The following is a 22,592-nucleotide window of genomic DNA, read 5'->3' on the forward strand; positions in this document are numbered from 1 at the left end:
GGATTAAGATTATTCTCCCTTAATAGCTAATGATTAAACTTTTTTGGCCTTGCATTTATGTATTCCTTTTTCCGTAACTTGGTGTTAGTATGGAACAAAGCAATATCAAAGGCGGTAATTGGTTGTTAATAACAGGTGTTGTATTAAGCTGGTTTGCACTAATAGCACAGCTTTATCTTACTATGCAAAGCAATATTGTACCGGTTGATGAGTCAGTTATTAGGTATTTCAGCTACTTTACTGTTTTAACTAATATTCTTGTAGCATTGTGCTTTACTTCATTGTTACTGAAACGAAAGGAAAGCATGTTCTTTACAAAGCCGGCTACCCTGACCTCAACCGCGGTTTACATTACTGTAGTGGCTTTAATTTATAACCTAATATTGAGGTTTACATGGGAACCAAAGGGCTTACAACTGATCGTCGACGAGTTACTCCACTTAATTATTCCTATTTTATTTGTAGCATACTGGTTCTTATTTGTACCTAAAGATTCATTGAAATGGAATGATGCCTTTAGCTGGCTTATTTATCCTTTTATTTATTTGATGTTTATCTTATACAGAGGATCTGCATCAGGATTTTACCCTTACCCTTTTGTAGATGTGGCGAAATATGGGTACGCAACAGTATTCGTAAACTGTTTTTATGTGCTTGTTGTGTTCCTGGTGTTGTCGTTTTTATCGGTTTGGATAGGAGGAAGGTTTAAAAAAGAAAACCGGTAATTAGCCGGTTCCCTTTATATGTTATTTTGTAATTAAGCCTCTATATTTCTGCATTGCAGAAATATTTGGATCATGTCCGCGAAAATCTCTAAACATCTTACCGTAATCTTCTGTGTTGCCTTTTGAAAGTATCATGTCTCTGAAGCGTTGACCATTGGCACGGGTTAATCCTCCATTATCTTCGAACCAGGAGAATGCATCATGATCTAACATCTCTGTCCACAGGTAAGCATAGTAGCCCGCGGCATAGCCATTTCCCCAAATGTGTAAAAAGTAAGAAGAACGATAGCGCGATGGAACATAAGATAAATCAAGATGTGTTTTTTGTAAGGCTGCGGTTTCAAATTTGTCTGCATCCTGCAAAGGATCTTTTGCTGATAGCTTATGCCATTGCATATCGAGTGCAGCGGCTGCAAGGACTTCTGTTAATGCATAACCCTGATTAAATGTACCAGCCTTTTTGATCTTATCAACCAATGCTTGTGACATTGGCTCACCTGTTTTATAATGAACAGCGTAATTTTTAAATACCATTGGGTTTATTGCCCAATGTTCATTGAATTGAGATGGAAACTCCACAAAATCCCTGGCAACATTGGCGCCAGATAAGCTTGGGTATTGTTGGTTCGCAAAGAAACCATGCAGCGCATGACCAAACTCATGGAACATTGTAGTTACGTCATCAAAGCTGATTAATGCCGGCTGACCGGCTGCAGGTTTAGTGAAGTTACATACGTTGAAAATTACTGGTTTAGTACCCAATAGCTTAGATTGACCAACCATATTGTCCATCCAGGCGCCTCCAGATTTGTTGTCACGTTTAAAATAGTCACAGTAAAACAAGCCTATGGTAGTATTGTCTTTATCAAATAGCTCATATACTTTAACATCTTTATGATATACCGGAAGATCTGTGCGCTCTTTAAAAGTGATGCCATAAAGTTGGGTGGCAGCATAAAATACACCATTCTGAAGTACCTTGTTTAATTCGAAATAAGGTTTTATCTGATTTTCATCCAGGTCGTATTTCGCTTTGCGAACCTGTTCTGCATAATAATTCCAGTCGTACGGTTCTACTTTAAAACCACCTTTTTGTTGATCAATTACAGCCTGGATATCAGCAGCTTCAGCTTTGGCTTTTGCTGTTGCGGAGGGCACGAGCTTGGAAAAGAAGGTTTCCACTGCGGCAGGAGTTTTAGCCATTTGATCTTGCAGTTTCCATGTAGCATAATTAGGAAAGCCAATAAGTTTTGCTTTCTCTGCTCTGATTTTTGCTATTTCTACAATAGCTTTTCTGGTGTCATTTGTGTCGTTTCGCTCAGCACGATTCCAGGAAGCATCAAAGAGCTTCTGTCTGGTTGAACGGTTTGATAACATTTGCAACGAAGGTTGCTGGGTGGTATTTTGAAGAGATAACATCCACTTGCCTTCTAACTTATTTGCTTTCGCAGTTTGGGCAGCAGCAGCAAGCTCACCTTCTGATAAGCCTGCAAGTTCTGATTTGTCATTAACAATTAAAGCACCTGCTTTGGCAGCAGCAAGAAGCTGATTAGAAAATTTAGCACTTAAAGAGGCCTCCTGTTCATTCAGCTTTTTAAGATTTGTTTTGTCTGTTTCTGAAAGTTTAGCCCCGGCTAAAACAAATGCCTGATAGTAATATGCTATTAATCGTTTTGATTCCTGATCTAATTTTAACTTTTCTCTTGTATTATAAATGGATTCGATCCTTTTGAATAACTCAGGATTTAATGATATAGCATCCTGGTGAGCAGCAAGTTTAGGTGCAATTTCTTCTTGTAATTTTTGTAGATCATCGTTTGTATTTGCACCTGTAAGGAGGCCAAATATCCGATTTACCCTCGTCAGCATTTCACCTGATTTCTCCATTGCGACAAGCGTGTTTTCGAATGTTGGCGTTTCGGTATTGCCAGCAATTTTTTGGATTTCTTCTAAATGAACTTCCATTCCTTCTTCGAAGGCAGGCTTAAAATCGCTATCTTTTATATGATCAAAATCAGGTGCCTGGTAAGGTAGTTTGCTCTGGTTAAGAAAGGGGTTTGAGGGTGATAAAGCCGTCCTGTCTGCTGTCGACTTTTTGTCGGTATTTTGACAAGAGGTTAGAATTGCAAGCATTGCAAACAAAGGAACCTTAAATGATGTTTTCATGCAGTTTTTTTATTTTGTTGCTCTAATGTACATAAAAAAGCGCCTGTATCATTAGGTGTTGATGCAGGCGCTTTTTTATGTGCAATTTGTAATGCTTACTTGAATGATTTTAAATCGACAATCTTATCGTTGTCGCTAGGGATTAAGTGTGAAATACCTTCTTTATCTCTATCCCATTTATAGTTTTCCTGAATCCATGCAAACAGATCATTTCCTTTTGCTGTTGGTAAAGTTTTTAAAGGTTGGTCATATACTTTTCCTGTAGGATAGTGCACCTGGAAAAAAGATTTTTCGCCTAGAAATGCAAATGTTTGTTTGTCGGGAGACTTCAACATAAATTCTCCCTGGATTCTTTCATCCGGATTTTGTCTTTTAATTAAGAAAACTTTAGCGTTAACATTGGCAACAAAGAAATCATTATTAACCAAGTAACCATCTCTTCCGGTTTTAATAATTCCCTTGGTATATTTTTTATCCTCTTTACCTTTAGATGCTCTGTAAAGGCTAATCACTTCTGGTCTTTTATCTGTTATTGTGATTAAATATACAGGAGCCACCAGACCTGAGTTGTCTGCAATTTGGACAAGTAAAGTAGTTTTTTGAGTATTTACATATTCAGCAGTAGAAAATTTACCTATTGCAGAGGCTTTGTCTGCCGGATTTGTTTGGATTTGAATAACAGTATCCTTGTACTTTACACTAAACACCTCTGTTGCTTCTTCAACCGCTTTTTTATCACCTTCGGCAGTAATAAGAGCTAACGTGTCGCCTTTGGTTTCAGGATAATAATTGAATTTTTCTGTTGCAGTTAGCACTGTCGGAGTGTAAGTTGCGGCATTTTCCTTATTGCCTTGACAAGCAGAGAAAGCAACGGTTGTTAGAAGGGCGTAAAAAATAGTTTTCATAAAATTTTGAGATAAGAGGAATATTTGGTTTTAACAAAGTTAAATTCTGACATTAAATATCCAAATATATCTTCGTAACATTGGTATGAGGAAAATATTAATGAAAAAAATAATTCTAATTGTGATGGTATCACTATTTACCATAACAGTGAAGGGCCAGATATTGAAGCCAGTAAAATGGAGTTATGCTGCAAAGAAGACATCCGCCACTGAAGCAATTTTGTACATAAAGGCCTCCCTGGAAAGTGGATGGCATATTTATGCTCTGAACATCCCAAAAGGAGATCAATTAAAAACAATATTTACTTTTTTCCCGAAAAAACTTATAAGTTGAAAAGCAAGACATTGGAGCCCAAACCAATTACTAAATTTGAAAAAACATTAGACATAAATGTAAGCTACTTTGAGAAATCGGTAGTGTTTGACCAAAAAATACAACTTGCAGGTTCGACTGCTACGGTTAAAGGGGAGGTCGAGTTTATGATTTGCAATGATCAACGATGTTTGCCAAGAGAGACAATAAAGTTCTCTGTTCCTGTAAAATAAAAGTTTAGAAATGCTTAAACCGTATAAGAATTCAGATTTTAAATTATTGGAGAATTGGGTAACCGATGCAGCGCTTTTGCTTCAATTCTCTGGGACAGATTTTTCTTATCCTTTAACAGAACAGCAAATTCAGGATTATCAGGACACTTATCCAGATCGTCATCTTTATATATGCTATACCTTAGAAAAGCTTCCATTTGCTTTTGGAGAAATCATCCCTCAGGAAAGTGGTTACCCAAGATTAGCCAGGATTCTTGTAGGAGAACCATCACTTCGGGGCAAGGGATTAGGAAGGTATTTTATTAAATTGCTGATGGAAGAATCTAAGCGACTTTACAACACGGATACCGTTGAACTTTTTACCTGGGTAAAGAATTATGCAGCAATTAAGTGTTACGAATCAGTTGGTTTCAAATTCTTAACAGAGAAAAGTAAAACGATGATCCATAAAGGCATAAGTTACGATATACATAAAATGGTTTTTATTTCCTCACCCGACAAGATATGAAGGACACATTTAGATTTTACAAGACGGCTGACGGTAAGTGGTACATTGATCTGCCTGAATGGGGTGGCTCAATTGATGATTTGCAAATGGTAGATGGGGCAGATACGATGCTTGATAAAGTTAGTGCATATAGTAATGAATGTTACTTAGAAATGAGTGATGAACAGTTTGAGGGTGCCGACAGGATTAAACTTGTTCAAGACTTAACTAATACTATTGGTGGTGGTAATTATATTATGGAAACCTATAGGGGGGAATTGTTTAATCATGAAATGTGGCTTTGTCAGGTTACGGTTGATGTATTCTATAAATTGCCTAAAGCTATTTACATAGCGCCAGTTAGCTTATAAACCGAAATGTAATTGGAAAATAGATTCTACATCCTTGGTAAGAAGAACGGTACTGAGAAGGAAGTTATTAAGACTATGCCGCAATACAACAATGAACTGGTCAACCTTTACTACGATGAGACCGAAGATCAGTAATACCTTAGGTGCGATATAAGGGAGCATTTTACTATCATCGAGTGCAATACACAACGGGACAGTCATCGAGTCTCCCAATTGATTGATAAGCATAAATTTTCTATATTTATACGAGCATGCTGTTAAGATTTTATTACTTCTGTTTCCTCTACTTTTATAAAGACAAACCTGAGGATTGGGACGGATGGTTTAGGGCCGTGCTACTAGTGGAATTAAGCATCTTCGGCCTAACGATGTTGATTGGTCTGCTGGTCAATAAATCCATAATGCACCTTACACCGTTTACTCGCGTAATAGGCATTGTAATAAACCTTGTAATTTTAGGGATACTGTACCGTATATTAGCAGCAAAAGGCAGACATCAAGGTATATATGATGAATTTATAAACCATCAATGGAATAGTAAGAGAACTCGTGTGATTTGTTGGGTTATTTGGATTGCTAGTTTACTATTGCCAATGGCAATTGCGGTTTATTTTAAAGGCTATATAAGTTTGCAATAGTTTGTAATCTTCTTATTATTCCCACTTTAACCCTCTTCACAGATTGGGGTTTAAGCTGTGAAAGGGTTGGAGTCGCCACTATGCAGTGCTGGAATAGGCTTTTGTGGTATCTATTACTGACATTGCGGATAGTTCGTTCTATCAATAGGCTTATAGTATTATCAAAGCTAGTTGTGGGCTATTCAGTATTCGGCAAATCTAATGTCGCTCAAAACATACGCCATTGCTTTGCACTGTTATGGTTTTAATTTTGGCAAATCGGCTGGCTCATGAATGCTTTTCTCTACCTTTATCCAGGATGAAGTGTAACGAATCCTAGAGATTATCAGTCCATCGAAAATGCGATCAGCTTGCCTTGGAGCAATGGCCCGGTAGAAGGCAATGTAAATAAGCTAAAGACTATCAAACGGCAAATGTATGGCAGGGCCAGCTTTGACTTGCTCAGAAAAAGATTGGTGCTGAAACCCACATAACCACCAAAAAGTGAGGAAGAACCCAAAACTGACCCCTTCATTCCGCAAGAGATCCTGATATCAATGTAGCATCAGATGAATGGAAAGGGCCTGTTGAACCTTACGGCTCTCAACCTAATCTGGGATTTTCAAGTAACATTCAGGTTGGTTACCAGTCCATGGGAAATGGAACAAGAAGGTCCCTGGCACTTGTTAAAGATAATTATGCCCCCATGATCACAGCAGTTGGCAAACTTGATCCGGCCAATCATTGGAGGGTTTGGGCAGATGTAGTCAAAGCCTATTCGGTTGACCGGGATGCAAATTGGCTAGGCATACCGATGCTGGACAGAGGTCATGAGATGGCCGTAGGGTTCCAGCCAGATTTGGGTTATAGAAGGGAAGAGGTTGTTGAAAAGTTTTTCTCCAGCTACCTGGAGCCAAATCTTCCGCCAAATATTTTATATGCGGCGCCCTATAATGGTAGCCAAAATTTAGTGAAAAATACCTCACCAATAGTTATGCATTTTTCACCGCAGATAGATACTGTCAGCGTGAAGAACGCTTTCAAGGTGGTAGATATCAAAACCAACAAGCAAGTCAAGGGAAGTTTTAAGGTATCAAGAAAGGGTACTTATTTTCAGTTTGTACCAGATATACCGTTAACAAAAAATGAAGCGTATAAACTGTATGTGGCTAAAGGGGCCTATAGCGCCGTAGGTGTGCCCTTACGCGAGCCGTATGAACAAATATTTACCGTGAATGCCGAAGATGCCCAAAAAAATCGTTATGGAATGTTGGTAAAACAAACTGAAAAAGGATGTGAAATCGAGCGCCGGGGAGAAATAGAAAAACTCATTAATTTGGATAGCCTTCAGGATCTATGCACCCCTTACAAATATCGGGGAGATAAAATACGGGCTGACGACTATACCAATTGTATCACGCAGACCTTCGTCTTTAAAGCGTACAACGGTTACAAATTGGAAATGGAAGTTGATATTCCCAAACAAGGAAAAGGGCCTTCTCCATTCGTGATTTACGTTCATGGCGGAGGATGGGCCGGAGGTAATTTGAATGGTTTTGTTAATCAGTCTAAATACCTGGCATCGAGAGGAATTGCCGGAGTAAGAATATCCTATACACTTAGACAACAAAATGGTCATTTTGATCAAGGGATGGAAGAACTGGATGCTGCCCTGCAGTTTGTAAAAACTAATGCTAAGGCTTGGAATTTGGATCTTACCCGTTTTGGCTATGCGGGCGGATCTGCCGGTACGCCTTTGGCATCATTGGCTGCAATGAAAAATGGGGCAAAATTATTTATAGGAACAAATGGTATATACGATTTCACCTATCAGGATCATGTTGGCAGTTTTCCTGGGAAATCAAATGTATACTTAAGGAATTACAACAATAATATCTCAAAATTAAAAGAGATTTCGCCTATAAATCATATCCCTGGCAAAAATCTCCCGGCAGTTATCGTATTTCATGGCACTGCGGATATCACTATTCCATATCAGCAGTCTTTTCTTTTATGTGATGCGATCAAACAAAAAGGAGGCAGGGCGGAGCAGAAAATATATCCTAATTATATGCACGCCTTTTACGGTAAATACAGCTCAGATAAATATGAGGAAATCATCCTGGAAATGTACAGGTTCGCCAAGGAAGTTTTCTCTAAGAATGAAAACTGATTCAGCCGGGATCAGTTTAATAAGGCTAGGATCATTGACGTCAAATGAGTGTTTCTCTTGCCTAAGGCACTTAAATCAGTATAAAGGCGGATTTTTTTAGTATCTGCCTTTACTAAATTTTAATATGAATTTTTTATTATCATTTCAATAATAGAACGTTAAGTACAGGCTTTTGCATGCAATAGCACACTTTTGTTTGTTAAAACCATTGAAACGTGCTGTTTCCTGGGGGGTAAGACTTAAAAATATGCCTAATATTGCAAACAGATTTTGCATCAGGCAAATAGAACATGGCAAAGTATAGTGTATTAACAGACAGAGAACTGACCCAATTGCTTAAATCCGGAGATCATCAGGCTTTTGGGGAACTGTATCACAGGTACTGGGAAACATTACTAAATACGGCCTATAAAAGACTTGATTCCATTGAAGAGGCCGAGGAAATCCTACAGGATCTTTTCATTACCCTTTATGTAAACAGAAATAGTTTACAGATCAATACCACACTTGAAGGCTACCTCAAAACTTCGCTTAAACACAGGGTGCTGAATCTCTATCGTTCCAAACATATCCATCAAAAATATCTGAATAGTATTTTGGAGGAAAACCGGCTCCAATTATATACCCCGGACCATTCCCTTCAGGTAAAAGAGCTTATGCAAAAGATGGAGATAGCTACCCATAAAATGCCCGAAAAATGCCGTGAAGTATTCCTGCTGAGTAAAATTGAAAATCTGCCCAATAAAACGATAGCTGAAAAACTGAGCATTTCTCTCAGTACAGTAGAAAAGCATATCAGTAAAGCGATGAAAATCCTGAGAGCTGACTTTCGTGAATACAACCTTAGCCTTGCCCTGTTTTTACTATACCTGCTGTCTATCTAAAAATAAGTTTTTTTTAGAATAGCGGTTTTTTGCTACGAGTGTGTCTTGTAGGTAAAGAGCAGTAAGATGGATAAGGAACGGTTCCTGGAACTGATTGAAAAAATGGAAAACGGAACAGCAACGGCAGCAGAGCTTCTGGAGCTGGATGTCGCATATGAGGATTTTGAGCGTAAGGAAGATATTACCGGTCAGTTTAATGAACAGCAGAAAAAGAATTACGAAAATCAGCTTTTTGCAAAAATCAGCAGAAAAACGAATTTTCCTATTGTAAAAAAGAAAAATACCTACGCCCCGTCTGTCAGGATTTTGGGGAGCTTTATATTCCTGATTATCTTTGTCGGATTTTTGTTTTTGTTCAAAACAGACGTTATAGACACGAACCCGAAGATCTCCCTAGTAAACGACAGTTATCCGGGGACCAACAAAGCCACCCTCACCCTTTCTGATGGCACAAGTATATCACTGACAGATGTGGCCAATGGTAAACTTGACAGCGAGGCCGGAGTTAAAATCACAAAAACAAAAGAGGGAAAACTAGTTTATGAGCTTTCAGGCCCAGCGACAGCAAATCATACATCCCCGGCTGATCAGGAACGCATCGCTTATCATACCATATCCACGCCAAGGGGTGGACAATATCAGGTAGTTCTGCCCGATGGGACACATGCCTGGCTTAATTCGGGCTCATCACTTATTTATCCGGTAACCTTTTCAAAAGACGGACGAAAAGTCCAAATGACTGGTGAGGTCTATTTTGAGGTGGCAAAAGTAATGAAGAACAACGGCAGGATGCCCTTTATGGTGGTTACGAAAAAGCAGCAGGTGGAGGTTTTGGGGACGCACTTTAACATTAATGCCTATAGCAATGAACCGGTTGTAAAAACAACCCTTGCAGAAGGCAGCATAAAAGTAAAACCTACAGGATTGGCTGCCAGATTTTTGAAGCCAGGACAACAGTCTCTGCTTACAGAAAGCGGTATGAAGATACAGGATGCGGATATCGAAAACGCCCTGGCCTGGAAAAACGGGCTGTTCCGCTTTCAGGACGATGACCTGAAAACGGTAATGCAGCAGCTGGAGCGATGGTATGATGTCGATATAGATTATAAAAACATGCCCTTATTGCATTTCAACGGAGGGGTTTCCAGGAATGTCCCTTTATCTCGGGTGCTGAAAATGCTGGAAATCACCGGCGGGATCAATTTTACCATTACCGGCAAAAACGTGAAGATCGAATTAGCTAAATAATTATTTAACTCTTAACCCCCCCTTGCTCATGACCTAAAGCCAGTACAAACAAAGGTGTAAAAACCGATAGCGGTGGAACGCTACCGGTATTATTAAGCGCCTGTAATCAATCGTGCAACAATTAAATTATCAAGTTTTTTAACCGCTTAACTTCAACAAAAATATGAATTTTAACGTTCCCCGCAAGAGAACGCGAGCAGCCCTGCAAAAGGTCTGTAGAAAATCGTCATTTAACACTATACGTGCTATGAAACTCACAGCATTGATCATTACACTTGCCTGTATGCAGGTCAGCTCAGCAGTGTTTTCCCAAAAAATTACCATTTCAGTAAAAAAAGCCCCACTGGAGACCGTATTGAAACAGATTAACAGGCAGACGGGCTATGAAGTGCTCTATAGCACCGAACTGCTAAGGAGAGGAAAACCAGTAGACCTGAATGTAAAAAAGACATCGCTAGATGAGGCCCTGAACCTGGTGTTCGAAGATCAGGTTCTCGAATATGAAATCCTTGAAAAAACGATCCTGATAAAAGAAAAGGCAGTACCTGAGGTTACTCGTTTGAAGGTGGCAGCTCGTCAGCAGCCCGGCCGTATTTTTGGCAAGATTGTAGACGACAAGGGCGAAACTTTGCCCGGTGCCTCTGTTAAAATTATAGAAACAAGGCAGAGTGTTCAAAGCAGCATTGACGGTACTTACAACATTAGTTTAAAACCTGGTACTTACACTGTAGAGGTAAGCTACATCTCTTTTCAGACTAAACGCATTTCGGATGTGGTTGTAAAAGTGGGTGAACTGACCAGGCTGGATGTGCTGCTTAAGATATCCTCAAGTTCACTTAAAGAGGTGGTTGTAAAATCTTCCTACAAAAAAGCATCAGTGGAAGGCCTGTATGCGGCACAGAAAAATGCCGCCTCGGTTACTGATGGCATCAGCGCCGAGCAAATTGCCCGTACGCCGGATAATGACATGGGACAGGTGCTGAAACGCATTTCTGGCCTGACGACCATTAACAACAAGAGCGTAGTGGTGCGCGGAATGTCTGACAGATACAATCAAGCGATGCTTGATGGCGTGGCGGTTCCCAGCACCTCCATGAACAAGCGCGACTTTTCTTTCGACATCATTCCCACCGAGATGGTCAGTAGCGTAGTGGTCAATAAAACGGCTACACCAGATGTGTCTTCAGAGTTTTCCGGCGGACAGGTATCCATCAACACGCTGGATATCCCCGAGCAAAACTTCATGAGTATCCAGGTGGGATCGGGATTCAACAGCCAGTCCGCCGGCAGCGACATGTACCGGTTGGGGCAGCGGCATGCCAGCGAATACTTTGGTTTTTTTGACCAATCGGCCAGGCAGCCCGAAGGGATTCAGTCCTGGAGTTTCCAGAATCAAGACGCACCGCCACCGGGCATCCCCGGTTCTGATACTGAACAGATGGAACTCTACCCGGGCTCCGGTATTCCGTATAGCAGCTTAGATGCTGTAGCGCAGTCGAAGCGCCTGTCGGCAGAGCCGCTTAAACTCTACAGGAGCTCTGGGAGGCCAAACCAGAACTATCGCTTCAGTCTGGGCCGGGTGTACAATTTTTCCGATGGGATGCGTTTCGGCTTTTCGGCAAGTGCCAGCCTGCGCAATGACCAGCAGCTGTACGAATTCAACAACCTGAGAGGTGCCCCGTTTGGAGGCGTACAGTACATCGATAGTACGAAGTATGGATACAATGGAGCAGGGAAATCGTACCGTTCCAATAGCAATAGCGGTCTGGTGGCCAACCTCGGGCTGCAGGGCAACCGCGTCAAGGTAGTATTGAAAAATATGTATGCCCGCACCTACAGCAATAATTACAATGAAGCCGTCCGGCTGAATTATCCGGATCTCGGTGACAATCCAAAGCCGTACAAAGAGCAGTACCAATTGCCAGAAGCGATGGCGTTGCAGCAGCACCAACTGAGTGGTGAATACCAGCTGCCCTGGGATATCAAGGGGACCGGGATGGTCACTTTCAATAAGATTACCCAGCGTATCTTGGACGAGCGTAAGTTCAAATACCTCCTGACCATGCAGATCGGCGATCAATATTATTTTCAAACGCCCAATATCGCTACGCCGGCGCAGGCAGGTACCGATGCGGTGTCGGCAGATTCGCGCATGTGGACGCATGTGAATGAAAAGGATTACAACTGGGCGACCGGCTTTTCCAGGGCTTTTGGCACAGGCGGTACCGTCAGTACCTTGGTAAAACTGGGTTATCAGGGTTATGACAAGCGGCGCGACCTAGCTTTGCTGCGGATGATTCCATATGCCTCGCGGGGCAGCTTAATAGAAGCATCTTATGAGGAAGTACTGAATCCGGCCAATATGGGCAGTGGCGCCAATCAGGCCTACTACTGGGCGCAGCAGACCAATGGTCCAATCTTTGACGGACGAATCCAATCGCATTCGGTGTTTGCGATGGCCGACCAGAAAATGTGGGACAGGCTGCGCCTAGTGTATGGTGTAAGGGGTGAATCCTTCCAGCTGAACAGCAGTCAGGAGGATCTGCTCAAGCGGCAATACGGGCCCAATCCCGATGAGTTCATCAGTTTTCGGAAGGGAGTGATGGAAAGCGGCTGGCGCTGGCTGCCATCGATCAATGCTACTTATGAGGTGACTAGAGACTTCAATGTACGCTCGTCCTATTCGCGTACGGTTATCCGTCCTGATTTCCGGGAAAGCTCTTTTTTCGGGTTTTATGACTATGAGCTGGATGCCAACATCAGCGGAGACCGGGTGGAGTCTACCCTGATAGACAACCTGGATATGCGCCTGGAGTGGTACCCTTCCCCTGGAGAGATCATTTCCCTGACAGGCTATTACAAATACCTGGACCGCCCTATAGAACTGATCAAAGATCAGGTACAGGGTGAATATTACTCCTTCGCCAATATGGAATCGGCAACCAACCTGGGGCTGGAAATGGAGGTTCGTAAGCACCTGGGCTTCCTCGGTGATCACGAATGGTGGGATGATATCTTTGTCTATGGCAACGGAAGTTTGCTGAAGTCCAATGTGAAGGTGATGACAGGCTGGCGTGCAAAGGTCATCGATGAACAAGGCAACTCAGAGTTCAGACAGGAAAAGTTAGGGGAACAGGACAGGCCCTTACTCGGACAATCGCCCTGGTTGCTCAACCTCGGAATGGGGTACTGGGGAGACCGGTTTGGAGTTACAGCGAGCTACAACCAACGGGGATACCGGACCAACCTCACGGCCGGAATCGAGAACGCCGTGGAATATGAAAAGACGCCCGGCCAATTGGATGCACAGTTCTATGCACGGTTTTTTAAGAAAAAAGCGGAGCTAAAGCTGAATATGGCCAACCTGTTGAACAAATGGACACTTTTTTACCGCAATTCGGAGTTGATGACCGGCGGCACCGAGGGCGCTGATTGGGTGCCTCACAAGGGCGACAATAAATTCAATAAAGAAGACGGCGATACCATCATGTACCGCCGAAAGGAAGGACAGCGCATTAGCCTGTCGCTGACCTATAATTTTTAACCGCAATATAATAATACGATGAAGAAAATAGCAGTAATTTGGTTAGTATTCCTGATGGTATCAGGGTTATCTTCCTGTAAAAAAAACGAATACGTGAAATCATATCATAATTTTGTAGATGTTTATTTTGATGCACGCTTAACAACTCTTCAAACGGACGCCGGCCCGGCTATCGCTTTGCGATACAATGGACACCCCATCGACTGGGATTTTAGTCCCGGTAAGGTCCGGGTAGTGGAGGGGAAGGGAACATTTGAATTTTATGATACCCGCAACAATCAGGTGGTATGCGATACGACGATCGAGGTGATGCCTGGCGAAAAACAGGAGTATTATCTTTTTCAGCCTACGACGGATTCCCCGGTTAAATTTATTGACCCGCATGCACAGTCCTCAGAAGAGGCTGCCCCGGAGGGGCATATCAAGTTGAAAATTGCCAATTACGCGCAGGATCTCATCCCTTTTGCGCAGACAGATATCAAGGTAACAGTAAAGTACAGTGACGAAGACTGGAATGAATATTTTGCTGAGGTGGGCACCATCAGTAACGTTAGCAGGCAAATAGACGATGCCACCTATGTGGTCTTACCGGACGGTGTCCCCGATGGTGGGCTGGACGCACAGTATTATTTTGAATTCATCAATAGCGCGACAGGAGAAACGATACTTGATCACGGCGGTTCAACATACCGCACCAGTGCGTTCTATCCGACATATCCGGATCCACAGAATATCAAAAATGTATTTACTCTTTATTTAACCTCCCTGAAAGCATGGGGTGAAGCTCCTCCTTTTATCAAAAAAGGGGAGGATTTTTATGAAGTGGTGATCAATGTGCTCTATGCGGATTAGTGGCCGATAGGGATAGGACAAGACCTTCGATACAGGGCTTAAATCTCTATATTAGCATTCAATATTGCAATACAAGTAACAGAATTATTAACACATGTTGAACCTTAGTTTGGAGTCTAACTAGTTGAAATACATGGGGTATAAGAGGCTTAGAAACAAAGAAAGGGATGTCGCATCCACGCACATCCCTTTTCTAACCAAATATAAACCTGTATGAACGGGTTTTACTTTAAGTTTCCGTAGTACTCTACGAATTTAGCTAATGCATTAGAATAGCCCCATTCGTTGTCATACCAAGAAACCACTTTAACGAAGTTATCATTCAATGAAATACCAGCTTTAGCGTCAAAAATTGATGCATGCTCATCGCCGATAAAATCAGAAGAAACCACTTCATCTTCAGTATATGCTAATACGCCTTTCAACTCACCTTCAGAGGCAGCTTTCATGGCTTTTTTTACGTCTTCGTAAGTAGCAGGTTTTTCCAAACGTACAGTAAGATCGACTACAGAAACGTCGGCTACAGGAACGCGGAAAGACATACCAGTTAATTTACCTTTTAATTCAGGAAGTACCAAGCCTACAGCTTTTGCAGCACCTGTTGATGAAGGGATGATATTAGAGAAACCACCACGTCCGCCTCTCCAGTCTTTAGCTGAAGGACCGTCAACTGTTTTTTGAGTTGCAGTTACCGCGTGAATAGTACTCATTAAACCTTCTACGATACCAAAATTATCATTTAATACTTTAGCAATTGGTGCCAAGCAGTTAGTAGTACAAGATGCATTTGAAACGATAGTTTGGTCTGCAGTTAATTTATGATGATTTACACCCATTACATAAGTAGGGGTATCGTCTTTTGCCGGAGCAGAGAATACTACTCTTTTTGCACCAGCAGCAATGTGTTTTGCACCATCTTCTTGAGTTAAGAATAAACCAGTTGACTCAATAACAGTTTCTACACCAACTTCATTCCATTTTAAGTTTGCCGGATCTCTTTCAGCAGTGATACGGATGGTCTTTCCGTTTACTACAAGATTTCCATTTTCTACAGCGATAGTACCATCAAAACGACCATGTGTAGTATCATACTTTAACATATAAGCCATGTAATCAGGCTCAACTAAGTCATTGATTGCAACGATATCTAATCCTCTTTTTAAAGCAGCTCTAAAAACCAGTCTGCCGATACGGCCAAAGCCGTTTATTCCAATTTTGCTCATCTTATTAATTTGAATAGTAGTTTAGTAAATTATATATTGGTTCTTTAGTAATTGATGTTATTTTTAATCCGTGTTTTCCTGCTGTTTCTCGTAATTGCTCCTGAAATGTTCCTGCAACAAGGCCCACAAAATGTATTTCCTTTCCAGGGTGTAGCTTTATTGTTGGCAACAGATATATTTTGAAGTAACTTTCAAACGCTTTATCTATTAGATCTAGTATATATTTATGGTTGCGGTTCTCAAGGAAAAAATCGAAGAAAGAACTGAAAAACTGCTGAGCCATTGGTTTTTTATACACACGCTCAAGTATTTGCGGTCTGTCAAGATTATATTTAACCTGAAACTCACTTTGTAAATCTTTTGGTAACTTTTCCTGAAGAAAGTCCTTTACCAGAATCTTTCCCAGATAAGTCGCTGAGCCTTCGTCACCTAGAATAAATCCAAGGCCAAAGTTGTTTTTCTCAGGACTTTTACCATCAAAATATGCACAGTTGGCACCACTGCCCAATATCCCTACAATGCCACTGTTATTGTAGCATGCAGAAATTGCTGCCCCATACAGATCATCCCTAACGGTGATCTTGCTGTACTTAAAGAAGATTCCAAGCGTTTCTGCCAATTCGTTTCTTCTTTCTACTGAGGAAGCTCCTGCGGCAAACACATATATTTTCTTTATGCTTTCGGCATGATTAATCAGTGTAGCCTTTTTGTTTAAAAATTGCAGTACTGCTTTCTGATCATTAAAACAGGGATTAATGCCGGGCATAGTGCATTCGGCAATGGTTTTACCATCCCGTGCAATTTTCCAGAACGCTGTTTTTGATCCGCTATAAACTACTGCAATCATATTTATATTGATAAGACTTTAGTCATTTCCAATAAATCACTTTCCAATTTAAAGCTGTGCTTTGTAAGTGCTTCTTCAATAGTGGTTGTGTGTATATCATTACCACGTAGGCCAACCATTCGCATGGTGTTCCCTTTCAAAAGTTCATTTACAGCAGCAAAGCCAAGCCTGCTTCCAAGTATCCTGTCAAAACTACTCGGGCTGCCTCCTCGTTGAAGGTGGCCTAAGATAGTCACTTTTGTATCATAGTGGTTAAACCTTTCTTTCACTTTTTTGGCAATGTCATAGGCCCCACCATCTTTATGTCCTTCAGAAACAATAACGATGCTCGAAGATTTTTTAGTAGATGCACCTGTTTCCAGTTGAGCTACCAATTCATCAACACTAGTTTCTCTTTCAGGTAACAAAACAGCTTCTGCACCACTGGCAATTGCACTTCTTAAAGCGATACATCCAGAATCTCTGCCCATTACTTCAATAAAGAACAACCTGTCATGTGAGTCGGCTGTATCTCTGATTTTGTCAATGGCTTCAATAACTGTATTTATTGCGGTATCATATCCTAACGTGAAATCTGATCCGTATAAATCATTATCAATAGTTCCTGGAATACCTATAACCTTTACGCCATGCTTTTTTGCAAATCTCAGGGCTCCAGTGAAAGTTCCGTCTCCACCGATGACAATTAGTCCATCTATGTCTCTTGCTTTTAAATTTTCAAAAGCAAGATCTAGTCCTTCTTCAGTTTTGAAATCCAGACAACGTGCTGTTTTTAATATTGTTCCTCCGAGGTGGATAATGTTACTTACGGACCTTGCATCCATTGGATTAATATTGTTGTTTATTAATCCCTGGTATCCCTGCAAAACTCCAAACATATTTATACCATTGTATATTCCGGTTCTTACTACAGCTCTAATACAAGCATTCATTCCCGGAGCATCTCCTCCAGATGTCAACACAGCGATATTTTTGATATTTGGTTTCATGATTTATTATACGAATATAGGGTGTATTTTTTACACTAAGTAATTTATTTTGTATTTTCTGTGTAATTTGGGGACAAGTATATTTATTTGCTTTAATATTTAAAAATTTAATATATTGAAACAGAAGAATAAGTGCCTAGCTTGAACCCGGTTTCAAAGGAATGGAAAAAAAGTAAAATAGAAGCATACTTATTGTTTTACTTAACGGATTATTTAATGAAAGAGGAAGTTCGAAAATAAATCCAAGAGTAAACGTTATGTATTGCTAAATTGGGATTCTTATCTATCTTTATGGAGAAATTCATATACAGTTTTTGATAAAATAGGAGATTGTAATTTGGATTTTACAACAAATGAAACCACCTTTAATTATATTTAGAGGTATTGTATAACGAGTAATTAGCGTAATTAATATTTAATATTTTGAAAGAAGTCTTACCAAAGTTTGATTCCACTTTTTCGATTGACTGTGTGGTGTTCGGATTCGACGAGGGAGAATTAAAGATCCTATTAATCGAGAGAAATGAAGAGCCGTTTAAAGACTGGTGGGCATTGCCGGGTAATATTGTTGGAGAAGTTGAAAGTCTAGATCAATCGGCCTCCAGGATCTTAAACGAGCTCACCGGACTAAGTAACATTTATATGGAACAATACTACACTTTTGGCGATGTTAACCGACATCCACAAGGAAGGGTAGTAAGTATTGCCTACTATGCACTTTTGCGTTTAGGCGGCGATAAGGCTGTAAAGCCCATTAGTACCTATGCAAAGCGGGCACACTGGATTAATGTAAAGGATTTGCCAAGGTTGGCATTTGACCATCAGCAGATTTTTGATAAAGGGCTTGAAAAGATCAAGCGTCGTATTAAACATCAGCCAATAGCGTTTGAGCTTTTGCCGGAGAAGTTTACACTAACCCAGCTGCAGAATGTTTATGAAATTATCTTGAACAAGAAATTGGATAAAAGAAATTTTAGAAAGAAAATGTTAAGCTTCGGCGTGTTAAGAGACCTTCAGGAGAAGCAACAGGGTGTTTCCTTTAGGGCGGCTACCTTGTATAAATTTGACAAGAGAAAGTATGCCAAATTGTTTGAAAAGGAGATTTCCTTTTAAGTATTTGCTACACAATAAAAAGATAAAAAGGGCCAGAATCATTGAAACTGGCCCTTTTTATTGTGCTTATTTGCTATTACTTGTTGGCTACTAATAAGTGGTAATCAACTAGATCATCTATAGGTGAGCGGATAACTTTACCAACACCCATTTCATATCTGTCTGCTACTATACTTAATATATCTCTAAAGCTATAACCAACAGAACCTACGCAGTTTAACGAATGCTCTTTATAGTTAGGATAATGAATTACAAGGTTTTCAAAGAATGCAGTAAATGCATATTCAACAGTAGAGAAAGTATAATCCTCATAGTTGTCTTTGAAGTCATATAAAAACTTACTAAAGCTCGCGCAGAAGCGATTTGGCAATGGTTTGTTATAAATATGATCAAAAATATCTTCGTTGGTTAATGCAAAGTTGTCATAGAAACTTTCTCTAAGCCCTTTTGGCATATAACCTTTCATATAGTCTGAAAGAATTCTTTTTCCAATGAAACAGCCACTTCCTTCATCACCAAGGAAATATCCAAGTGAATCAATGTTTAAAGTGATGTCTTTTCCATCGTATAAACATGAGTTTGTTCCTGTTCCTAAAATTGCGGCAAAACCAGGCTCATCACCTAATAATGCTCTGCATGAAGCTAATAAGTCATGACCAATATTGATCTCCGCATTAGGAAAAACCTGCTTCATTGCATCAGCAACAATTTTACGTTTGGCGTCTGTAGAACAGCCCGCTCCATAATAATTTACCTCTTTCAACTTGTCAGTTTCCAAGTGATCAGGTAAGGTTTTTCTTAATGACTCTACTATGTACTCTGTGCTCGAAAAGTACGGGTTATAGCCCTCTGTATTAAAATGAATTTTTCTACCAGCCTCATTAATTAAACACCAATTGGTTTTAGTTGAACCACCATCTGCAATAACTATCATCTTAATTTGATTTTTTCGGGATAAAAGTAAATAATCCTACAACTTTCGTATGGTTTTTTTTCATAAATTTAATTTTTTAGTTTTGGTTAGTTGTTAGTTTTCTGCCTTTAAATGCTTAAAAACAGTGTTTTTTTTAATTTTGCTCGTGATTTTTTGATTACCATATTGTTAAATAAACACTAAGGCTAAAATACACTTGTTATTTTAAAATCCAAATTATAAAATTTCTTGTTTTTATGAATTTAGGTTACAGCCGCTATAATAGTAGTTTTTTGGTTAAAAATGAACGATAATATGATTTTTATCTGTTTAAAGCCGCTGTTAATTCTTTTTTTATCTAAAAGCGTTATTTTATATTGTATTTTGTAAAATTATCAATCCCTCTTTCATTAGAAACATTAAAAATAAATCTTTGTATTCAGTAAAAAATAACATGGCAATAAAAGTTGATTTTAGAAGCGACACAGTAACAAAACCTACAGCAGAAATGCGGGCAGCTATGATGAGTGCAAAAATAGGTGATGATGTTTTTGGCGAAGATGAGACTGTAAATGAATTGGAAAGAAAACTGGCAAACATATTTAATATGGAAGCCGGATTGTTTTGTCCATCAGGTACAATGACCAATCAGATTGCAATTAAGTGTTTTACACAGCCTATGGACGAGGTGATATGTGACCAAACATCTCACGTGTATCGTTATGAGGGAGGCGGTATCGCTTATCACTCTATGGCTTCAGTTCGCCTGTTGTATGGAAACAGAGGGATATTAACACCAGAGTTAATTGAACCGGAAATAAATGAAAATAATATTCACTATCCAAATTCAAGCCTGGTAGTTTTAGAGAATACTGTAAATAAAGGGGGAGGGATAGCTTATACTTTAGATCAAATAGAGCCCATTCACACATTATGTAATATTAAAGGATTAAAACTTCATCTGGATGGAGCAAGGATATTTAATGCTTTAATTGCTACCGGCGACCATGCAAAAGATTATGGGAAATATTTCGATGGAATATCGGTTTGCTTATCAAAGGGACTCGGTGCTCCCGTAGGCTCTGTGCTGCTTGGATCTCAGGAAACAATTAAAAAGGCAAGGAAGATACGCAAGGCATTTGGTGGCGGGATGAGACAGGCAGGTTTTTTAGCCGCAGCAGGTATCTATGCGTTAGATCATCATGTTGCGCGTTTAGCGATCGATCATCAGCACGCCGCAGTATTGGCAAGTGCTTTAAGTGAAGTTAATTATGTGTCGTCTGTATTACCTGTCCAAACAAATATTGTACTATTTGATGTAGCGCCAGGATTTAGAGCTAATGATATCGTTCATCTATTAGCCGAAAAGGGCATTGCCTGTAATACCACTGGTCCAAATACAATTAGAATGGTTACTCATTTGGATGTTTCTTCGCAAATGATAGATATGGCAATCGAAAACATAATACATTTGCATCCAATTGCCCATAAATAACTTTAACAGATGAATAAAATTCTTATAGCCAACAGAGGTGAGATCGCATTGCGCATTATGCGTTCTGCACGTGAAATGGGAATAAAAACAGTTGCTGTATTTTCTGAAGCTGATAGGGAAGCGTTGCATGTACTTTATGCGGATGAAGCAATTTGCATTGGCCCGGCTCCGTCAAATCAATCCTACTTGATAGGAGAAAAAATAATAGAGGCATGTAAGGTTACCGGAGCTGAAGCAATACATCCCGGATATGGTTTTTTATCAGAAAATGCAGGCTTTGCAAGATTGGTTAAAGAATCAGGATTAATTCTCATTGGTCCCACTCCAGAGGCAATGGAAATTATGGGTAATAAATTATCGGCCAAAGCCGCTGCCTTGAGATATAATATTCCTATGGTTCCGGGCACCGAAGAAGCAATTACGGATATTGAAGAAGCAAAGATAAGGGCCGTTGAAGTTGGGTTCCCCATTTTGATTAAAGCTGCTGCCGGTGGCGGTGGAAAAGGAATGAGAGTGGTGGAACAAGCGGCTGACTTTGAGGAACAAATGCAATTGGCGGTTAGCGAAGCTACATCAGCTTTTGGTGATGGATCTGTATTTATTGAACGCTATGTTTCATCGCCACGGCATATAGAAATTCAAATTCTTGGTGATACTCATGGTAATATTGTTCATTTGTTTGAACGTGAATGTTCTATTCAAAGAAGACATCAGAAAGTAATTGAAGAGGCGCCATCTAGTATTCTAACCGAAGAAACGCGTAGAAAAATGGGCGCTTGTGCAGTAGATGTGGCGCGTTCTGTAAGTTATGTAGGAGCGGGAACGGTTGAATTTATTCTGGATGAAAATCTTGATTTCTTCTTCCTTGAAATGAATACCAGACTTCAGGTGGAACATCCCGTTACTGAAATGATAACGGGTTTGGATCTGGTAAAAGAACAGATTAAGATTGCCAGAGGCGAAAAACTTTCCTATAAACAAGAGGACTTAAAGATTAACGGACATGCTCTTGAACTGAGGGTTTATGCTGAAGACCCGGAAAACAATTTCTTGCCGGATATAGGTGTATTGCAAACATATAATACACCAAAGGGGAACGGAGTACGTGTTGATGATGGTTTTAAACAGGGAATGGAAATTCCGATCTATTATGATCCAATGATTGCAAAATTAATCACATACGGCAAGGATAGGGAAGAGGCAATTGAACGGATGATCCGTGCCATTGATGAATATGACATTACGGGTATAAAAACTACCCTTGCTTTTGGGAAATTTGTAATGCAGCACGCTGCTTTTAAAGAGGGTAATTTTGACACCCATTTTGTAAGCAAATACTTTAGTGCTGAAAGTTTAAAAAAAGAAGATGAGGATGAGGCGCTGATGGCGGCTTTAACCGCAGTGATTTCATTGAGAAAACCAGATGTGATACCAGCGCAAAACCGGGTGGAAGTAGTAAGCAACTGGAGGAAAAATAGAGTTAAGTTTAATTAA

General features: G+C 40.1%; 20 protein-coding genes and 1 pseudogene. 15 read left to right on the top strand and 6 right to left on the bottom strand.

The window, feature by feature from the left end:
* Window positions 1–89: 89 nt before the first annotated feature.
* A complete protein-coding gene (locus tag AC6CH7_RS02915) occupies window positions 90–725 on the top strand; it encodes a Pr6Pr family membrane protein (protein WP_498261262.1) in 636 nt (211 codons plus the stop codon).
* A 21-nt stretch (window positions 726–746) separates the two neighbouring features.
* Here AC6CH7_RS02915 and dcp read toward each other — a convergent pair whose 3' ends face one another.
* Together dcp and AC6CH7_RS02925 are read right to left on the bottom strand one after the other, a co-directional pair.
* A complete protein-coding gene (gene dcp / locus AC6CH7_RS02920; protein WP_498261263.1) occupies window positions 747–2,891 on the bottom strand; it encodes a peptidyl-dipeptidase Dcp in 2,145 nt (714 codons plus the stop codon).
* A gap of 95 nt (window positions 2,892–2,986) precedes the next feature.
* A complete protein-coding gene (locus AC6CH7_RS02925) occupies window positions 2,987–3,796 on the bottom strand; it encodes a hypothetical protein (RefSeq protein ID WP_498261264.1) in 810 nt (269 codons plus the stop codon).
* Window positions 3,797–3,896: 100 nt separating this feature from the next.
* Between AC6CH7_RS02925 and AC6CH7_RS02930 the strand changes: the two genes are divergently transcribed.
* The 11 genes and pseudogenes from AC6CH7_RS02930 to AC6CH7_RS02980 all read left to right on the top strand — a co-directional run bounded on the left by AC6CH7_RS02930 (window position 3,897) and on the right by AC6CH7_RS02980 (window position 14,518).
* Window positions 3,897–4,130 carry a hypothetical protein gene (locus AC6CH7_RS02930; protein ID WP_498261265.1) on the top strand — a complete coding sequence of 78 codons (234 nt, stop codon included), beginning with the start codon at window positions 3,897–3,899 and terminating at the stop codon, window positions 4,128–4,130.
* Complete coding sequence (locus tag AC6CH7_RS02935) at window positions 4,127–4,342, top strand: protein-disulfide reductase DsbD domain-containing protein (protein ID WP_498261266.1); 216 nt, start codon at window positions 4,127–4,129, stop codon at window positions 4,340–4,342. The genes AC6CH7_RS02930 and AC6CH7_RS02935 overlap by 4 nt, the downstream gene beginning before the upstream one ends.
* Window positions 4,343–4,352: 10 nt before the next feature.
* The gene (locus AC6CH7_RS02940; RefSeq protein ID WP_498261267.1) at window positions 4,353–4,850 is read left to right on the top strand and encodes a GNAT family N-acetyltransferase; all 498 of its coding nucleotides are present in this window, start codon (window positions 4,353–4,355) and stop codon (window positions 4,848–4,850) included.
* Window positions 4,847–5,200: a DUF6717 family protein gene (locus AC6CH7_RS02945; RefSeq protein WP_498261268.1), complete on the top strand. Its 354-nt coding sequence runs from the start codon at window positions 4,847–4,849 to the stop codon at window positions 5,198–5,200. Before AC6CH7_RS02940 ends, AC6CH7_RS02945 begins: the two co-directional genes overlap by 4 nt.
* Before the next feature lie 12 nt (window positions 5,201–5,212).
* A complete protein-coding gene (locus tag AC6CH7_RS02950) occupies window positions 5,213–5,335 on the top strand; it encodes a hypothetical protein (RefSeq protein ID WP_498261269.1) in 123 nt (40 codons plus the stop codon).
* 835 nt (window positions 5,336–6,170) lie between these two features.
* Window positions 6,171–6,311, top strand: a pseudogene (locus AC6CH7_RS02955) (transposase); the annotation flags it as partial.
* A 212-nt stretch (window positions 6,312–6,523) separates the two neighbouring features.
* On the top strand, window positions 6,524–7,990 hold the full coding sequence (locus tag AC6CH7_RS02960; RefSeq protein WP_498261270.1) for a prolyl oligopeptidase family serine peptidase: 1,467 nt from the start codon (window positions 6,524–6,526) through the stop codon (window positions 7,988–7,990).
* A 290-nt stretch (window positions 7,991–8,280) separates the two neighbouring features.
* Complete coding sequence (locus AC6CH7_RS02965; RefSeq protein ID WP_498261271.1) at window positions 8,281–8,874, top strand: RNA polymerase sigma factor; 594 nt, start codon at window positions 8,281–8,283, stop codon at window positions 8,872–8,874.
* Window positions 8,875–8,940: 66 nt separating this feature from the next.
* Window positions 8,941–10,122, top strand: coding sequence for a FecR family protein (locus tag AC6CH7_RS02970; RefSeq protein ID WP_498261272.1), 1,182 nt, complete (start codon window positions 8,941–8,943; stop codon window positions 10,120–10,122).
* Window positions 10,123–10,369: 247 nt separating this feature from the next.
* Window positions 10,370–13,666 (top strand): TonB-dependent receptor, encoded by a 3,297-nt coding sequence (locus AC6CH7_RS02975; protein ID WP_498261273.1) that lies wholly within the window; start codon window positions 10,370–10,372, stop codon window positions 13,664–13,666.
* Window positions 13,667–13,684: 18 nt separating this feature from the next.
* Window positions 13,685–14,518 carry a hypothetical protein gene (locus AC6CH7_RS02980; protein ID WP_498261274.1) on the top strand — a complete coding sequence of 278 codons (834 nt, stop codon included), beginning with the start codon at window positions 13,685–13,687 and terminating at the stop codon, window positions 14,516–14,518.
* 224 nt (window positions 14,519–14,742) lie between these two features.
* Here AC6CH7_RS02980 and gap read toward each other — a convergent pair whose 3' ends face one another.
* The 3 genes from gap to pfkA are packed head-to-tail and all read right to left on the bottom strand — an operon-like array spanning window position 14,743 to window position 17,577.
* Entirely contained in the window at window positions 14,743–15,741 is a 999-nt protein-coding gene (gene gap / locus AC6CH7_RS02985) for a type I glyceraldehyde-3-phosphate dehydrogenase (RefSeq protein ID WP_498261275.1), read from the bottom strand.
* 4 nt (window positions 15,742–15,745) lie between these two features.
* Window positions 15,746–16,588, bottom strand: a complete 843-nt coding sequence (locus AC6CH7_RS02990; protein ID WP_498261276.1) for a hypothetical protein — start codon at window positions 16,586–16,588, stop codon at window positions 15,746–15,748.
* A gap of 2 nt (window positions 16,589–16,590) precedes the next feature.
* On the bottom strand, window positions 16,591–17,577 hold the full coding sequence (gene pfkA / locus AC6CH7_RS02995) for a 6-phosphofructokinase (protein ID WP_498261277.1): 987 nt from the start codon (window positions 17,575–17,577) through the stop codon (window positions 16,591–16,593).
* Between the two features lie 423 nt (window positions 17,578–18,000).
* Here pfkA and AC6CH7_RS03000 point away from each other — a divergent pair, with 423 nt between their 5' ends.
* The gene (locus AC6CH7_RS03000) at window positions 18,001–18,690 is read left to right on the top strand and encodes an NUDIX hydrolase (protein ID WP_048904234.1); all 690 of its coding nucleotides are present in this window, start codon (window positions 18,001–18,003) and stop codon (window positions 18,688–18,690) included.
* Between the two features lie 76 nt (window positions 18,691–18,766).
* On the opposite strand, the gene AC6CH7_RS03005 is transcribed toward AC6CH7_RS03000, so the two are convergent.
* On the bottom strand, window positions 18,767–19,624 hold the full coding sequence (locus AC6CH7_RS03005; RefSeq protein ID WP_048904235.1) for an N-acetylglucosamine kinase: 858 nt from the start codon (window positions 19,622–19,624) through the stop codon (window positions 18,767–18,769).
* Window positions 19,625–20,057: 433 nt separating this feature from the next.
* Between AC6CH7_RS03005 and AC6CH7_RS03010 the strand changes: the two genes are divergently transcribed.
* Together AC6CH7_RS03010 and accC are read left to right on the top strand one after the other, a co-directional pair.
* Complete coding sequence (locus AC6CH7_RS03010) at window positions 20,058–21,098, top strand: threonine aldolase family protein (protein WP_498261278.1); 1,041 nt, start codon at window positions 20,058–20,060, stop codon at window positions 21,096–21,098.
* A gap of 9 nt (window positions 21,099–21,107) precedes the next feature.
* Window positions 21,108–22,592 carry an acetyl-CoA carboxylase biotin carboxylase subunit gene (gene accC, locus AC6CH7_RS03015; protein ID WP_498261279.1) on the top strand — a complete coding sequence of 495 codons (1,485 nt, stop codon included), beginning with the start codon at window positions 21,108–21,110 and terminating at the stop codon, window positions 22,590–22,592.

The organism is Pedobacter sp. GQ55 (genome assembly GCF_059758925.1).

Coding starts and splice junctions, on each gene's coding strand:
- AC6CH7_RS02915 (WP_498261262.1), top strand. CDS start 90: ATGGAACAAAGCAATATCAAAGGCGGTAATTGGTTGTTAATAACAGGT.
- dcp (WP_498261263.1), bottom strand. CDS start 2,891: ATGAAAACATCATTTAAGGTTCCTTTGTTTGCAATGCTTGCAATTCTA.
- AC6CH7_RS02925 (WP_498261264.1), bottom strand. CDS start 3,796: ATGAAAACTATTTTTTACGCCCTTCTAACAACCGTTGCTTTCTCTGCT.
- AC6CH7_RS02930 (WP_498261265.1), top strand. CDS start 3,897: ATGAAAAAAATAATTCTAATTGTGATGGTATCACTATTTACCATAACA.
- AC6CH7_RS02940 (WP_498261267.1), top strand. CDS start 4,353: ATGCTTAAACCGTATAAGAATTCAGATTTTAAATTATTGGAGAATTGG.
- AC6CH7_RS02945 (WP_498261268.1), top strand. CDS start 4,847: ATGAAGGACACATTTAGATTTTACAAGACGGCTGACGGTAAGTGGTAC.
- AC6CH7_RS02960 (WP_498261270.1), top strand. CDS start 6,524: ATGATCACAGCAGTTGGCAAACTTGATCCGGCCAATCATTGGAGGGTT.
- AC6CH7_RS02965 (WP_498261271.1), top strand. CDS start 8,281: ATGGCAAAGTATAGTGTATTAACAGACAGAGAACTGACCCAATTGCTT.
- AC6CH7_RS02970 (WP_498261272.1), top strand. CDS start 8,941: ATGGATAAGGAACGGTTCCTGGAACTGATTGAAAAAATGGAAAACGGA.
- AC6CH7_RS02975 (WP_498261273.1), top strand. CDS start 10,370: ATGAAACTCACAGCATTGATCATTACACTTGCCTGTATGCAGGTCAGC.
- AC6CH7_RS02980 (WP_498261274.1), top strand. CDS start 13,685: ATGAAGAAAATAGCAGTAATTTGGTTAGTATTCCTGATGGTATCAGGG.
- gap (WP_498261275.1), bottom strand. CDS start 15,741: ATGAGCAAAATTGGAATAAACGGCTTTGGCCGTATCGGCAGACTGGTT.
- AC6CH7_RS02990 (WP_498261276.1), bottom strand. CDS start 16,588: ATGATTGCAGTAGTTTATAGCGGATCAAAAACAGCGTTCTGGAAAATT.
- pfkA (WP_498261277.1), bottom strand. CDS start 17,577: ATGAAACCAAATATCAAAAATATCGCTGTGTTGACATCTGGAGGAGAT.
- AC6CH7_RS03005 (WP_048904235.1), bottom strand. CDS start 19,624: ATGATAGTTATTGCAGATGGTGGTTCAACTAAAACCAATTGGTGTTTA.
- AC6CH7_RS03010 (WP_498261278.1), top strand. CDS start 20,058: ATGGCAATAAAAGTTGATTTTAGAAGCGACACAGTAACAAAACCTACA.
- accC (WP_498261279.1), top strand. CDS start 21,108: ATGAATAAAATTCTTATAGCCAACAGAGGTGAGATCGCATTGCGCATT.